The organism is Streptomyces sp. NPDC057854 (assembly GCF_042797055.1).
Classification (GTDB): Bacteria; Actinomycetota; Actinomycetes; order Streptomycetales; family Streptomycetaceae; genus Streptomyces.
In genome coordinates this window covers 56,639-71,227 of sequence record NZ_JBHVMF010000027.1, presented here as the reverse complement: position 1 = coordinate 71,227, position 14,589 = coordinate 56,639, and the positions used below count along the sequence as shown (strand labels likewise).

8 protein-coding genes and 2 pseudogenes are annotated in these 14,589 nt (G+C 71.1%); 8 read left to right on the top strand and 2 right to left on the bottom strand.

Going from position 1 to position 14,589, the window contains the following annotated elements; all coding sequences use genetic code 11:
* The first annotated feature begins 751 nt into the window (after positions 1–751).
* The 4 genes and pseudogenes from ACFVQZ_RS30960 to ACFVQZ_RS30945 all read left to right on the top strand — a co-directional run.
* Positions 752–2,266 (top strand): DUF4331 domain-containing protein, encoded by a 1,515-nt coding sequence (locus ACFVQZ_RS30960; RefSeq protein WP_189954476.1) that lies wholly within the window; start codon positions 752–754, stop codon positions 2,264–2,266.
* A gap of 92 nt (positions 2,267–2,358) precedes the next feature.
* Positions 2,359–3,699, top strand: a complete 1,341-nt coding sequence (locus ACFVQZ_RS30955) for a tetratricopeptide repeat protein (RefSeq protein WP_189954433.1) — start codon at positions 2,359–2,361, stop codon at positions 3,697–3,699.
* The gene (locus tag ACFVQZ_RS30950) at positions 3,696–5,318 is read left to right on the top strand and encodes a nickel/cobalt transporter (protein ID WP_189954431.1); all 1,623 of its coding nucleotides are present in this window, start codon (positions 3,696–3,698) and stop codon (positions 5,316–5,318) included. The genes ACFVQZ_RS30955 and ACFVQZ_RS30950 overlap by 4 nt, the downstream gene beginning before the upstream one ends.
* A 334-nt stretch (positions 5,319–5,652) precedes the next feature.
* A pseudogene (locus ACFVQZ_RS30945) lies at positions 5,653–5,997 on the top strand (MBL fold metallo-hydrolase); the annotation flags it as partial.
* Between the two features lie 190 nt (positions 5,998–6,187).
* Here ACFVQZ_RS30945 and ACFVQZ_RS30940 read toward each other — a convergent pair.
* Positions 6,188–6,796, bottom strand: coding sequence for a hypothetical protein (locus ACFVQZ_RS30940; protein ID WP_383628042.1), 609 nt, complete (start codon positions 6,794–6,796; stop codon positions 6,188–6,190).
* A 205-nt stretch (positions 6,797–7,001) separates the two neighbouring features.
* Positions 7,002–7,727, bottom strand: coding sequence for a FadR/GntR family transcriptional regulator (locus ACFVQZ_RS30935; protein ID WP_383628040.1), 726 nt, complete (start codon positions 7,725–7,727; stop codon positions 7,002–7,004).
* A 328-nt stretch (positions 7,728–8,055) separates the two neighbouring features.
* On the opposite strand from ACFVQZ_RS30935, the gene leuA reads away from it, so the two are divergent.
* The 4 genes and pseudogenes from leuA to ACFVQZ_RS30915 all read left to right on the top strand — a co-directional run bounded on the left by leuA (position 8,056) and on the right by ACFVQZ_RS30915 (position 14,589).
* A complete protein-coding gene (leuA, locus tag ACFVQZ_RS30930) occupies positions 8,056–9,777 on the top strand; it encodes a 2-isopropylmalate synthase (RefSeq protein ID WP_383628085.1) in 1,722 nt (573 codons plus the stop codon).
* A pseudogene (locus tag ACFVQZ_RS30925) lies at positions 9,774–10,550 on the top strand (ABC transporter ATP-binding protein); the annotation flags it as partial. The gene leuA and the pseudogene ACFVQZ_RS30925, both read left to right, overlap by 4 nt.
* A 1,114-nt stretch (positions 10,551–11,664) precedes the next feature.
* Complete coding sequence (locus tag ACFVQZ_RS30920; protein ID WP_030498009.1) at positions 11,665–12,909, top strand: NAD(P)/FAD-dependent oxidoreductase; 1,245 nt, start codon at positions 11,665–11,667, stop codon at positions 12,907–12,909.
* A gap of 411 nt (positions 12,910–13,320) precedes the next feature.
* The gene (locus ACFVQZ_RS30915; protein WP_383628038.1) at positions 13,321–14,589 is read left to right on the top strand and encodes an SRPBCC family protein; all 1,269 of its coding nucleotides are present in this window, start codon (positions 13,321–13,323) and stop codon (positions 14,587–14,589) included.

The following is a 14,589-nucleotide window of genomic DNA, read 5'->3' as shown; positions in this document are numbered from 1 at the left end:
GTCATGGGAGCGAGGTGCGCGGGCTGCGGCTGCTGGGCTGGCAGGAGGCCCTGCCCCGCTCTCTTGCAGCCGTCCTGGACACCTGGCCCGCACAGACCACGCGCCGGCCCGAGGGAACGAAGATTCCCTTCGCCACAGACTCTGTCCGGTCCTGGATGTGCGAGAAGCGGTTCCTCGGCGCCACGCCGCCGGCGAGCCGGTGACAGCGATCGACCCGCGTACACGGCGGCTGCCACGCCGTGTGAGCACCCTCACCCCCTCGCCCTATGGACCCAGAGGTCATCCATGCGGCAACGGCAACTGAACAGACACACTCACCACCAACGCTGCACGGTTGCAACTGAGTTGCAACAAGCGGTTTTTGGCTCGTTCGGGCTAAGAGCGGCACTGCGTGTCGCGCCCACCTTGAAGCCGGGACAAGAAATCCTCTGGCCTGCACAATTGTCGCTCCTCGCGGGCCCGGGCACGTCGGCGGCGGGCGGCGGGCAGGCGGGCGGCGATGTCCGGGCGTGGTTTCCTTCGCCCTGCGCAGCCCTGCGCGATGGTGTGTCTGGACGTGGTCAGTCCCGTTGCCTTTCCTGACCATGCCCGGGCAGTGCGAACTCCCCCGTTCGCCGCGGTGCCGACCGCCACCCGATAAGCCCCTAGCGACACCGACGCCCGCCCTATCAGGCCGGGCTTGGTACGCACCTTGCTGGGAAGGAAGCACCTCTTCGTGAAGGCAACCTCCACGGCGTCCGGCCGGCGCCGGATGCTGGACCACTCCCTGCTCGTCCTCGGCTCAGGCGCCCTGGCGACCGCCATGGCCGTCCTCGCCCTCGGCCCCGGTGTCAGTTCCGCCTCCAGCCACCGTGAGGCCCCGCTGATCGCCGGTGATCCGCGCGCCGACAACACCGACGTGTACGCGTTCACCAGCCCCGACAAGTCCGACACCGTGACCCTGGTGGCGAACTGGATCCCGTTCGAGGAGCCCAACGGCGGCCCGAACTTCTACGCCTTCGGCGAGGACCTCCGCTACAACATCAAGATCGACAACACGGGTGACGGCAACGCCGACGTCACCTACACCTGGCGGTTCAAGAACCAGATCCGCGACGCGGCCGACCAGTTCCTGTACAACACCGGCCAGGTGACCACCCTGGACGACCCGGACCTGAACTTCCGGCAGGTCTACGACCTCATCGAGACCCGCGGCAAGACGAGCAGGACCCTGCTGTCCAACGTGCCCGCCGCCCCGTCGCGCGTCGGCCCCGCCTCGATGCCGAACTACGCCTCCCTGCGCGCCCAGGCCGTACGCGGTCTCCCGGGTGGCGGGAAGGCGTTCGCCGGGCAGGCTGAGGACCCGTTCTTCGCCGACCTGCGGGTCTTCGACCTCCTCTACGGCGGGAACCTGTCCGAGCGCGGCCAGGACACCCTGGCCGGCTACAACGTCAACTCCGTCGCCCTGCAGATCCCCAAGAAGTACCTGGCGCTGAACTACACCCCGTCGCGCAATCCGGTCGTGGGCATCTGGTCGACCACCGACCGCAAGGGCGTGCAGGTCTCCGACTCGCGCACCGGGCACGGCGACAAGTGGAAGCAGGTCTCCCGCCTGGGCAACCCCCTCGTGAACGAGGTCGTCGTCCCGCTGAAGTACAAGGACGCCTTCAACACCCTCAACCCCGACCAGGACCGCACCGTCCAGCCGGTCGTCGACAAGGTCCTCGACCCGATCCTGCCCAAGCTGATCCAGCAGGTCTACGGCGTCCCCGCACCGCCCGCCCCGCGTAACGACCTCGTCGAGATCTACCTCACCGGGATCTGCAAGGCGTGCGGGCCGATCCAGGCCGACCTCAACGCCCACCGTCTCAACCGTGACGCCAACCTCCGCCGCATCGTGCCCGCGGAGGAACTGCGTCTGAACATGGCCGTACCCCCGGCCTCGAACCCGAACCGGTACGGCGTCCTCGCCGGCGACCTGGCCGGGTTCCCCAACGGACGCCGTCTGACCGACGACGTCATCGACATCTCCCTGCAGGCCGTCGAAGGCGCCGCCCAGACCGGACAGCTCATCCCCGCCCTTGCCGACGGCGACAAGGTGAACGCCAACGAGGTCCCGTTCGGCACCTCGTTCCCGTACCTGGCCCTGCCCCACACCAAGTCCGTCAACAGCGGACCCTCCGGCATGGCCATGAGCAAGGAGAAGTCTGCGGCCTCCCTCGGCGGTGTGGGAGCAGCCCTGCTCGCGGCGGCCGGATGGCGGATGCGCCGCCGCAACCGCGCCTGATGTGACGCCACCGCACCATCAAGGCTCCCGGGGCCGGACCACGCCCGGTCCGGCCCCGGGAGCGCGTCACTCACGCAGGAAGACACCCTCCGATGACCCCTGACCCGCCCACGCCCGCCCGCGGCCGACACCGACTGACGAAAGTCGCCGTCACCCTCGCCCTGGGAACCGCGATGTTCGCCGCCGGAGCCGTACTCATCCAACCCGCCATCCCTAACACACCCCCTTTCCCCGCCTCCGCACCTACCGGCACAGCCGCCCGGCCCGAGGCCCCGGCCGCGGCGCTCACCGCTCGCCTGGAGCGCCTGCCCGGCGACTGGAACACCTGGACGGCCCTCGGGATGGCCCGCATCGAGCAGGCCCGCACTACCGCTGACCCCGCCCTTTATGTCGCGGCCGAGAAGGCCCTGCGCCGCTCTCTTTCCGTGCAGCCTGGCGGCAACAGTGGCGCCGAGACCGGCATGGCCGCACTCGCCGCCGCCCGCCACGAGTTCACCGCCGCCCGCACCTGGGCCGAGAAGGCCATCACCAGCGACCCCTACAACCCGGCCGCGTACGGGGTCCTGGCCGACGCCCACACCCAGCTCGGCCACTACCGCGACGCCGAGCGGGCCGTGCAGAAGATGAACGACCTGCGCCCCGACGCAGCCTCCCTGGCTCGCGCCTCCTATGTGTTCGAGCTGCGCGGCAGCACCGGGCGGGCGGCGGAACTGATGCGGCGTTCCCTGACCGCGGCCACCACCGACAGCGAGCGCGCCTTCGCCCACGCCTGCCTGTCCGGCCTCGCACTCGAGGACGGCGACGCGCGCCAGGCGCTCAGCGAAGCCGAACAAGGGCTGCGAAAAGCACCGGCCGACCCCGCGCTCCTCGATGCCCGAGCACGCGCCCTCGCCGCACTCGGCCAGACGAAACAGGCACGCGCCGACTGGCAGCACGCGACGGACATCGCACCCCTGCCGCACCTCCTGCTCGCCCTCGGCGAGACGCATCAGGCTCTCGGACACGACGAACAGGCCGAAGCCTCCTACACCCTGCTCAGGGCACAGGACACCCTGCGTACCTCCGCCGGCGGCTCGCCGGACACCGACGCCATCCTCTTCGAAGCCGACCACGGCAGCCCCGTGCGCGCCGTGGCGATGGCCGAGCAGGCCCTGCGGACAAGGTCGTTCGTCGCCGTCCATGACGCCTACGCGTGGGCCCTGCACCGCGCCGGACGCAACGAGGAGGCCCTCGCACACGCCGACCAGGCCCTCGCGCTCGGTACCCGGAACGCCCTGTGGCACTACCACCGGGCCGCGATCCACCACGCCCTGGGCAACGACCAGGCCGCCACCGCCGACCTGCGGTCGGCACTCGGTCAGGCTCCCGCACTCAATCCGCTGCACGCCGCCCAGGCGCGTGCCCTGTCCCAGCGAATCGGCACCCAACCATGACCCCAGCACACCGCACCGCCGTCACAGCCGCCGTCTTGCTCACCGCTGCCTGCAGCCTGACCACCCCCGCCGCAGCGGCCGCACCGGCCCATCCACTGGGCAACTTCACCGTCAACTACCACACCGGCCTCGTCCTGCATCCAGACCGCATCGACGCCACCGTCATCGTCGACCGCGCCGAGATCGCCGCCCTCCAAGAGCGCCCTCTCATCGACGCCGACCGCAACAACACCCTCACCGAAGCTGAAAACGCCCGGTACGCCCGCACCACCTGCACAGCACTGGTCGACCGACTCACCCTGCGCACCCCCGCCGGACCCGCCCGCTGGAGCCCCAGGGTCGCGCAGCTCACCTGGGAGCCCGGCGAAGCAGGACTCAAGACCAGCCGACTCACCTGCGCCTACACCACCGCCGCCCCACTGGAGCGCGGCGGCGCCATCAGCGTCGACACGCGCTACGACACCACCCGCATCGGGTGGCGGGAGATCACCGCCAAGGGCATCGGACTGCGCATCACCGGAACCGATCTCCCCGCCACCTCACCCACACAGGAGCTCCGCCGCTACCCGCCGGATCCCCTCGCCACAGCACTGGACCAGCGCACCGCCGAACTGCACACCACCCCCGCCGACGGCACCACCAACACCCCCACACCTGCAGCCGGTCCCGCGGGGACAAGCGCCAACCGGATCGCGAACTGGTTCGACATCCTCGTCTCCCGGCACGAACTCACCCTCCCCGTCGGCCTCCTCGCCCTCCTCCTCGCCATCGTCCTGGGGGCCTCCCACGCCCTCCTGCCCGGCCACGGCAAGACGATCATGGCGGCATACCTCGCCGGACGCCGCGGAACCCGGCGCGACGCCGTCACCGTCGGCGCGACAGTCACCCTCACCCACACCGCGGGTGTCCTGATCCTCGGCCTCGCCCTCCCCACCGCCACCCACCTCGCGGGCGAAACCATCCTGGCCTGGCTCGGCCTGACCAGCGGACTCATCGTCACCGCCATCGGCCTATGGCTTCTGACCCGAGCCCTCCGCCACAAGCCCACCCACGGCCACCACCATCACTCCCACGGACACAGCCACCACCATCATCACCAGCACAGCCACCCTCACGAGCACGGACACGAGCACGGGGGAAGCCACCATCCGGCTCCTTCCACGGCGCCCCATACCGGCGCGCCTGAATCCGCTGCTGCCGCCACGCGCACCCTCACCGCTCCAGCCCAGGCCCCTGCCTCGCACAGAACGCACGAGCATGCGCCGTCCGAGCACACACACGCTTCTCGTCCTGCCGGGAAAGCAGGCCTGATCGGGATGGGCATCGCCGGCGGACTCGTGCCCAGCCCCTCCGCCCTCGTCGTCCTCCTCGGAGCAGTCGCGCTCGGCCGCACCGCCTTCGGCATTCTCCTCGTCCTCGCCTACGGCCTCGGCATGGCGGCCACCCTCGCCCTCGCCGGAATGCTTCTCCTCCACGTCAAACATCGCATCAAGAAGGCTGGCGACCGCCCCCGGCTGCGCTGGCTCGTAGGTACCGCCTCACGTATCGGACCGGTGGCCACCTCCGCCCTGGTCGTCGTCGTGGGGCTCGGGCTGGCCGTACGAGCTTTGGCCCCCTGAGACCGTCCCTGTTCCACCACGCTCCACGCACTGCAGAGAAGGCCCGCACGCCCCGGCGGCGACGCCCGCACCTGTCACCGACTGCACCTCATGTGGCGGGGAGCGGCGCAGCGCCTGTCGCTATACGGCGGCCAGCTCAGAGCCTGAAACGGCAGCCTGAGCGCATGATCTGAGAGAGATCGTGAACGCGATCCCCTACGTCGACCGCAGCCGGATCCCGCGCCGCTCTGGAGAGGTCGGTCCTGGGACCGATCCGTCGTCTCCTTGGGCGCTTGGTCCCTCGGGGCCTGTGTGATGCCGGCCGGTTCAACGATTTCGATGTAACGCGTTGTGTCCCGACATCCACATGACCCCCGCCGAGGGCCTGAAGGCCCACCTCGACCTCCAGGGCGGCGCCCCGTCCGGTGTCCTCCTGCCGATCCACTGGGCGACCTTCAACCTGGCGCCGCACGCGTGGGCGGAGCCGGGGGAGTGGACGAAGTACGAGTGCGAGGAAGTCGGCCAGGCGGTGGCGCTTCCCCGGCCCGGTGAGCCCTTCGAGCCGGCGGGGAAGCTGCCCGCGGAGCCGTGGTGGCGGGCTGTGTCCCATTCGATCGCGCAGCCGTGGCGTCGGCCCCGGCCCGCTGAGGTCGTTGCCGAGCCGCGTAGCGACGATCTCGATCTCGCGGGCGAGCGGTGACGTCGGTCGGGGACGATCTTGCCGAGGTCGCGCCGATGCTGGAGGGTCTCCCGTCCGAAGGGCGCGACCGTGTGCTGCGGGCATGGGACGGGGCACCCCGCAGGGAGCGAGCGGCCGTCGTCCAGCGGTTCAAGCCCTTGCCGGCCTCGCGGGGCCCGTCGCTGGTTGTGGTCCGAACGCGCATCGTCGGTCACTGAGCTGCAGTTTCGTACGGATCGATGTGCGGGCGGTGGTGGCCGGCATCCAGGCTGGCGCCCAGCACGTTGCTCCTCGACGCCGTCCCGTGGGGGAACTTCCCGCATGGCGACGATGCCCGGGAGGCCGTTCGCCTGCTGCGCGCCGGCGAGGACCCGCCGACCGGGCGACGGGCGTGCTGGGGGGCCTGTGTGCTAACGACAGCCGGGCCGCCGCCGCCCTGGCCGTACCGTTCCTGATTCCCCTCGCCACCGATGCCCACCACCCACACCGTGCCGCCGCCCTCGCCCTGCTCTCCGGCCCGGCCCGAGCTCGGCGCTTCGGCGTCGCTTCCCGCGATGAACTCCTGCTCCACCGCAACGATCCCCGGCGCCACGCCCCCGGCGATCACGACGACTACGGCGTCGAGGTGACCGGCTACCCGGCAGGCTGGTCGGTGGCCGCCGCCCGCGCCGCGATCACGGCCGGAACGCCCGTGCTCCTGCCGCTTCTCCACGACTCCGACCCCACCATCCGTACCGACGCCGCCTACGCCCTGGCCACGGCCGCCGACCCCGACCACACGGTCCGAACCGCCCTTGCCGCCAGGTTCGCCGCCGAGCATGACGCCATGGTCCGCGCCGCCCTGCTCCTCGCCGTCGCCGAGACCGCCCGAGCGCACGTACCGCCGGATCCGGTGAACCGGGACTCTCGCGCTGTATCCGCTGCATGCTCCACGCCGAGAAGCCCGAACCGTACGACGACCTCTGGGCCTTCTCGCTTTGAGCGACCGGCCTCGGCCCCGTTTGCGCTGCCGTCCTCGTCGGCCGCTAGCGTCGTGCGTCGCCGCCCGGACCGCCCGGGGCGCCGGGGCCGAGCAGGAGGGCGAGGGTTGACTCCAGTTCGGTCTGGGCGAGGCGGGCCGCCTCGTCGGCGTCGCCGGCCTCCACCGCGGCCACGAGGGCGACGTGGGAGTCCTCGCCGTGGCGCGGCTCGCCGGCGCGCAGGGCGAGCAGGTCGAGCAGGTCGATCAGGCCCTGACGCAGCGCGGGTGCGAACTCCGCGAAGAGATCGGTCAGTACGGGATTGTGGGCGGCCGCGATCAGGGCGGCGTGGACCCGGATGTCGGCGTCCACGAAGCCGGCGTCGTCGCCCTCCGCCGCCGCGCGCCGCCCGTCCAGCGCCTCCCGCATGGCCGCGATGTCGGCGTCGGTGCGGCGCAGTGCGGCCAGCCGGGCCGCCTGGACCTCGACCAGCATCCGGACCTCGTAGACGTCACTGACGGCGGCCTTCCGCAGCCGGGTCGGCCAGTCCTCGACCGGGCGGGTCGCCGTCACGAAGACCCCGGCGCCCTGGCGCGGCTGGACGAGCCCGGCGCCGGCGAGCGCGCGCAGCGCCTCGCGGACGGTGGAGCGGCCGACGCCCAGTTCCTTGGCCAGAGTGGTCTCACCGGGCAGTCGGGTGCCGACGGGCCAGTGGCCCGAGGTGATCTGCTCGCGCAGCCGGTCGGCCGCCTGCTCGACGAGGGGGCTGGGGCGCAGGGCACCGAGCTGCATGGGGTCACCTGATTCTCGGTCGTGCCCGGTGAGGGGCGGGTGCGGTGGTCCGGGGTGCGGCTGGGCGTGCGGGCCGGATGTGTTCTCGGAGAGAAAGTATCCCGAGAACTTGTCTGAGGAGTACTTGTCTGAGGAGCTGAGGAGTGGCTAGGGTGCCGGTCATGATCTTCCGCGGACGGCTCCTTCTCGGCTGCCGCGGCGGGGCCTGACGCGACCGGCACCCCGCCGCGGGACGACGCGCTGCCGCCGGTCGCATCCCGACCAGCAGAAGGAGCCACGACCCGTGACCGCCACCCCGTACGCCTGGAACCCGCAGCGCCCCGGCCCCATGCCGTACCACCGCTACCGCCCGTACCAGGACCGCGTGCACGTCCCCGAACCGTCCGAGCGTCACTGGCCCTCCGCCCGTATCGAGCGGGCCCCGCTCTGGGTGCCCGTCGACCTGCGCGACGGCAACCAGGCACTCGCCGAGCCCATGGACACCGCCCGCAAGCGCCGCTTCCTCGACCTGCTCGTCCGCACCGGCTTCAAGGAGATCGAGGTCGGCTACCCCTCCGCCAGCCGGACCGACTTCGACTTCGTACGCCACCTCGCCGAGCTGACCGCCTCGGGCGCCGTCCCCGACGACATCACGCCCGTCGTCTTCACCCCGGCCCGCGCCGAGCTCATCGAGCGCACCTTCGCCTCGATCGACGGCCTGCCGCAGGCCGTCGTCCACCTCTACATCGCGACCTCGCCCGTCTGGCGCGACACCGTCCTCGGCCGGGACCGCGCCCAGGTGCGGGCCACGGCCGAGGAGGCCGCGACGCTGATGGCCCGGCTCGCCGACGCCCGGCCCGGCAGCCGTATCCGCTTCCAGTTCTCGCCGGAGACCTTCAACCTCACCGAACCCGACTTCGTCCTGGAGCTGTGCGACACACTGACCGAGCTGTGGGATGCGAGCCCCGACCGGCCCGTGACCCACAACCTGCCCGCGACCGTGGAGATCGCCACCCCGAACGTGTACGCCGACCAGATCGAGTACGCCCACCGGCACCTGGCCCGCCGCGACAGCGTCATCCTCTCGGTCCACCCGCACAACGACCGCGGCACCGGCGTCGCCTGCGCCGAACTCGCCGTGCTCGCCGGCGCCCAGCGGGTCGAGGGCTGCCTCTTCGGCAACGGCGAGCGCACCGGCAACGTCGACCTGGTGACCCTCGCCCTCAACCTGCACGCCCAGGGCGTCGACCCGATGCTCGACCTGACGGACATCGACGCCGTCCGGGCGGTCGTCGAGGAATGCAACCGGCTGCCCGTGCACCCCCGCCACCCGTACGCCGGGGACCTCGTCCACACCGCGTTCTCCGGTACCCACCAGGACGCCATCAGCAAGGGCCTCGCCCGGCACGCCAAGGCCGCCGCCGACGCGGGCATCGATCCCTCGCAGGCGCCGTGGAGCGTTCCGTACCTGCCGATCGACCCCGCCGACATCGGGCGCAGCTACGAGGCGGTGATCCGGGTCAACTCCCAGTCCGGCAAGGGCGGTGTGGCCTATCTCCTGCGCACCCACCACGGCCTCGACCTGCCCGACGGCCTGCGCCCCGGGTTCTCGTCCGTCGTCCAGGAGGCCACCGACACCCACGGCCGCGAGGCCACGCCCGACGAGCTGTACGCGCTGTTCGACGCAACCTACCTCGCACCGGGGCGGGACGCCGGGCCCGTACGACTGGGGGAGTGGGACACGGCTCCCGGAACCGACGGGGACCACCGCTTCGACTGCGTCCTGACCGTCGACGGCCGCACCACCGCCCGGCAGGGGCACGGCAACGGGCCGCTCTCCGCCTTCACCGACGCCCTCGCCCGGGCCGGCATCGCCGTCGACGTCCTCGACTTCGCCGAGCACTCCACGGGACCGGGCACCTCCGGCGACGCCGTCGCCTACGCCGAGTGCCGCGTCGACGGTCGTACCGAGTGGGGCGCGGGCCGGGACTCCTCCGTCCTCGCCGCGTCCGTCCATGCCGTCCTGTCGGCGGTCAACCGCGCCCACCGCGAAGGACGCCCGGTCCGATGAACGAGCCCGTCCTCACCGCGGACGCCGTCCATGTCGTCCGCGACGGGAACACCCTCCTCGTGAACGTGTCGCTCACCGTCCGTCCCGGTGAGCACTGGGCGCTCCTCGGCCCCAACGGCGCAGGAAAGACCACCCTGTTGAGCCTGCTCGGCGCGCGACTCCACCCGATCCGCGGCCGGGTGGAGGTCATCGGCCACCGGCTCGGCCACGCCGATCTGCGCGCCCTGCGCTCCCACATCGGCCACGTCGACCCACGCCACCCGCTGAGCTCCTCACCCCGGCTGCGCGACGTGGTCCTCACCGGCGTCACCAACACCGTCGAGCGCCCCCCGCGTTGGGAGCCGACGCGGGAACAGAGGGACCGGGCGGAGGAGCTGATCGCCACCCTGGGCCTGACCTACCGCGCCGGGGCGCGCTGGTCCACTCTGTCCCAGGGCGAGCGGGGCCGGGCCCTGATCGCCCGGGCACTGATGCCCGCTCCGCGCCTCCTCCTGCTCGACGAGCCGGCCACCGGACTCGACCTGCCAGGCCGGGAGCAGCTGCTCACCGCCCTGGACACGCTCGCCGCCGCCCACCCCCGGCTCGCGACCGTCCTGGTCGCCCACCACCTGGAGGAGCTGCCCACGGCCACGAGCCATGCGCTGCTCCTCCGCGGGGGCCGCCCCCTCGCCCAGGGGCCGGTGGCCGACGTGCTGACCGGCGAGCTGGTCGGAGCCTGCTTCGGCATGCCGCTCGCGCTCACCCGGGCCGACGGCCGCTGGACCGTCCGGGCCGAGCTCGGGGGGCAGACAGTGGAGTCGTGGACCAGGTTGTCTCGGTCGTCCTCCTCGGAGCCGTGGCACTCGGCCGCACCACCTTCGGCGTCCTCCTCGTCTTCGCCTACGGCCTCGGCATGGCTGCCACCCTCACCCTCGCCGGACTGCTCCTCCTCCACGTCAAACACCGCATCAAGGAAGCCGGCGACCACCCCCGGCTGCGCCGACTCGTCGGCAACGCCTCACGCGTCGGACCGGTGGCCACCTCCGCCCTGGTCGTCCTCGTGGGGCTCGGACTGACCGTTCGCGCCCTCGCCACCTGAAAGCCGCACCCCACTTCCGCTCAGGACCTGGCCCACCGAGCAGGGGCCTCCTTCAAAGGCCAGCCGCGGGACCCTGCCTCGCCCACCCCCTGCCTCCGCAGCCCACTCCGGTCGCGTAAAGGGTTGTACCAGGGCGGCTGAGGGCTGGCTGACGGCTGCGTACAGCGGGGGCCGAAGCCTGCCCGAGGTCGGGAGCCCGACAGGTCGGCCACCGCCCATCCGCATGTATGCCTCTGGGCAAGCCGGTCCCGTACGCCCACGTCTCTTGCTCATGCAGGCCGACGGTGGCACCGCGCAGCCGGGGCCCCCGTCGGGCCCGACACCGTGGACCTGCTGGAGAGCCCCTCCGTCTCGTCGCTTCGGCGCACTCCCCGGCAGATTCGGTTCCGCTTTCCCGTGAGCCGGGAAGCGTGCCTTCTCGCCGCGTCGGCCGCCATGGGTGTCCCCTCCATGGGTTACCAATCGGTGGACCGCTCCTTTTGGTTGGCGCAATCCTTGTCGCTCGAAAGGGAAAGCAATTCTTTAGACTTGAACTAGTCGATGCCGTGAATGGCTTGTTCTTGACCTTCGCTTGAAGTGTGGTGTGCATCACAATCTCGACCGAATCCGCATGGCATATCGGGCATAATGCCCGCCGATAAGGCGGAATGAGTCGTTCGGGTGGCGGAATCTGCGCTACTGCACATTACTCTTCCATGACCGATGCTTGACCTAGATCGACCCCCTTCATAGCCTCCGTATCACGCTGCGTACCGCAGGCCTGATTGACCACCAGGTTCTAGAATTGACCCAGCTTGGGGGGACTCCGTATGTACGATGTCGTTGTTGTTGGCGGCCGTTGCGCTGGAGCGCCGCTGGCCATGCATCTGGCCCGTCAGGGGCACCGCGTTCTCGTTGTGGACAGGTCCTCCTTCCCGAGCGACTCGGTGTCGACGCACTACATCCACCAGGCAGGTCTGCTGCGCCTGAAGGAGTGGGGCCTGCTCGACGAGGTCATCGCGGCCAAGACGCCGCCGCTCCGCAAGATGCACTACGGGTACCGGGGCATCGAACTCAACGGCTTCGCGGACCCCGTCGACGGCGTCGACGCCGTCTACTGCCCGCGCCGCACCGTGCTGGACGAGATACTCGTCAACGCCGCCCGCCGGGCCGGCGCCGAGGTCGTGGAGAACTTCACCGTCACCGACGTGGTGGTCTCCGACGGCCGTGTCACGGGCATCCGCGGGCGCGAGGGGGACGGCCCCGAGCGCGAGTTCCGCGCCACGATCGTCGTCGGCGCCGACGGCTTCCACTCCACCGTCGCCAAGAAGGTGGGCGCGGAGCTGTACAACGTGCGCCCCGCCGCCGGCTTCATCTACTACTCGTACTACACCGGTCTCGAGTCGTGGGGCCTGCACCACAAGAACGGCATGAACGAGAAGTGGTTCGGCACCTGGCCGACCAACGACGGCCTCACCATGGTGGCCACCATCTGCACCAAGCGGTACCTCAAGGAGTTCCGCCAGGACGTCGAGACCAACTTCCAGGCCGTCATCGACGACGTGTCCCCGGAGATGGGCGAGCAGTTCCGCGACATGGGCCGGCGCGCGGAGGACTTCCGCCCCATGCGCTACCCGGACAACTACTACCGCCGCGCGTACGGCCCCGGCTGGGCGCTGGTCGGTGACGCCGGCTACCACAAGGACCCCTACACCGGCTGGGGCATCACGGACTCCTTCCTGCACGGTGAGCTGCTCGCCGAGCGCATCCACCAGGGCCTCGCGGGCGAGCGCCCCATGGAGGAGGCGCTGGCCGAGTACAACAAGCTGCGCGACGAGGAGAGCGCCGGCGTCTACGACTTCACCACCACGCTGGGCGAACTCACCGAACTGCCGCCGTTCTTCAAGGCGACGATGAGCGCGATGAGCAAGTCCCAGGAGTGGACGAACAAGATGCTCGGCCTGATCGGCGGCGTCGTCCCCGACTACGAGATCTACGCGCCGGACGCCCTGGAGCGGCTCTACGACGACGCCGGCGTGCCGCAGGACGAGCGGATCTACGACCCCGCCGCCTGACGCCCCCGCCCGCGGCCCCCGCCGCCCCCTCCGGAGCCCCCCCGGGCCCCGGACCCGAACCCCTCCGCCGAGCACCGTGCGCCGAGCCCCGCCCTGCCGGGCGCTCGCGCCGGTGCCTCGTGCCACCCCTGTGCGCCGCGGCCCCCTCCCACGCCGCCCTCCGCGCGCCCCTGTGACGGGACGATGATCCCGGACACCGGCCCTCCGCCCGCCGGGGGACACCGGCGTCCGGTCCGCTCCCGTACACCGGCGCGCCAGGCCCGCCCGGATCCGCACACCCCTCCCCCCAGAGCACCCCAGTCACCCCGCCGTCCCCGACGCGCCGGGGCCCGGTGCGGCCTGCCCGCAGGCCCCGGACCGCCCCGACGCCGGCACGGCATTCCATGCGCTTCGTTCGAGGGAGACCCACAGATGACGCGTGCGTCCAGCATGTTCGATCTCATCAGTGACCAGGATGAGGACAGGCCCTACTTCGAGACCGGCGGCATCGGCAGGTCGCACGAGTTCTACACGGGCGAGGAGCAGTTCCGCCGGGAGATGTCCCGCATCTACGGCCGGCGCTGGCTTCCGGTCGACCACGTCTCCCGCCTGAAGGAGAAGGGCGCCTACAGCACCCTCAACATCGGCTCCGGGTCCATCCTGCTGATCCACGGCGACAACGGCATCCAGGGCTACCACAACTACTGCCGGCACCGCGGCTACAAGCTGGTCGAGGAGGCCACCGGCAAGCGCCAGAGCCTCGTCTGCCTCTACCACTGCTGGGTCTACGACCGAAACGGCAAGCTCAAGAGCTTCAACGGCACCTACATGGACCACTTCTTCGACAAGGAGAAGAACGGCCTGCTGCCCGTGCGGACCGAGGTCCGCTTCGGCGTGGTCTTCGTGGCGCTCTCCGACGACGCCCCCGACCTCGACGAGTCGCTGGGCGAGTTCGGCGAGTTCGCGAAGGTCTACGACCTCGCCGACCTGGAGTGCGTCGAGGCCAAGGACTACCCGGTCGCCTCCAACTGGAAGCTCGTCGCGCACAACGTCAACGAGAGCCTGCACTTCCCCACCGCCCACAAGGACCTGCATCGCATCACCGACTTCGACGACGCGGGCACCTACGACCTCGAGGGCGACATCGTCGGCGCCTGGCAGTCGATCCGCACCGGCTACAACTCCGTCTCCATGTCGGGCCGCAGTCCCCGCACGCCGATGCCGAACGTCCCCGAGGGCGACCTCCAGAAGATCAACTGGATCACCATCCTGCCCAACCTGCTCTTCGGGTTCACGGCCGACTACGTGATGATGCAGTGGGTCTGGCCGGAGAGCCCCGGTACCTGCTTCGTCCGCCACTTCTGGCTGTTCCACCCCACCGAGACCGCCAAGAGCGACTTCTCGCACGAGGACGTCTTCGCGCTGTGGGACAAGGCCAACTACGAGGACTGGGAGATGTGCGAGCGGACCCACCGCGGCCTCTCCAACCCGCTGTGGGTCCCCGGCCAGCTCTCCTACGACGAGGAGGTCATGGCCCAGATCGACGCCTGGGTCGCGCGCGAGACCGCCGAGGGCGCCGAGGCCGGGGCCGGTACCCCGGCAGCCCCGGCCGCCGAGCCCGCCGGCGCCTCCGCCGACTCCGAGGCCTCCGCCGCCGAGGACGGCGGCCAGGCCGCCGGACCCGGAAAGGCGGAGCGGTGA

Coding starts and splice junctions, on each gene's coding strand:
- ACFVQZ_RS30920 (WP_030498009.1), top strand. CDS start 11,665: ATGTACGATGTCGTTGTTGTTGGCGGCCGTTGCGCTGGAGCGCCGCTG.
- leuA (WP_383628085.1), top strand. CDS start 8,056: ATGCCGTACCACCGCTACCGCCCGTACCAGGACCGCGTGCACGTCCCC.
- ACFVQZ_RS30935 (WP_383628040.1), bottom strand. CDS start 7,727: ATGCAGCTCGGTGCCCTGCGCCCCAGCCCCCTCGTCGAGCAGGCGGCC.
- ACFVQZ_RS30955 (WP_189954433.1), top strand. CDS start 2,359: ATGACCCCTGACCCGCCCACGCCCGCCCGCGGCCGACACCGACTGACG.
- ACFVQZ_RS30960 (WP_189954476.1), top strand. CDS start 752: ATGCTGGACCACTCCCTGCTCGTCCTCGGCTCAGGCGCCCTGGCGACC.
- ACFVQZ_RS30950 (WP_189954431.1), top strand. CDS start 3,696: ATGACCCCAGCACACCGCACCGCCGTCACAGCCGCCGTCTTGCTCACC.
- ACFVQZ_RS30915 (WP_383628038.1), top strand. CDS start 13,321: ATGACGCGTGCGTCCAGCATGTTCGATCTCATCAGTGACCAGGATGAG.
- ACFVQZ_RS30940 (WP_383628042.1), bottom strand. CDS start 6,796: ATGCTCGGCGGCGAACCTGGCGGCAAGGGCGGTTCGGACCGTGTGGTC.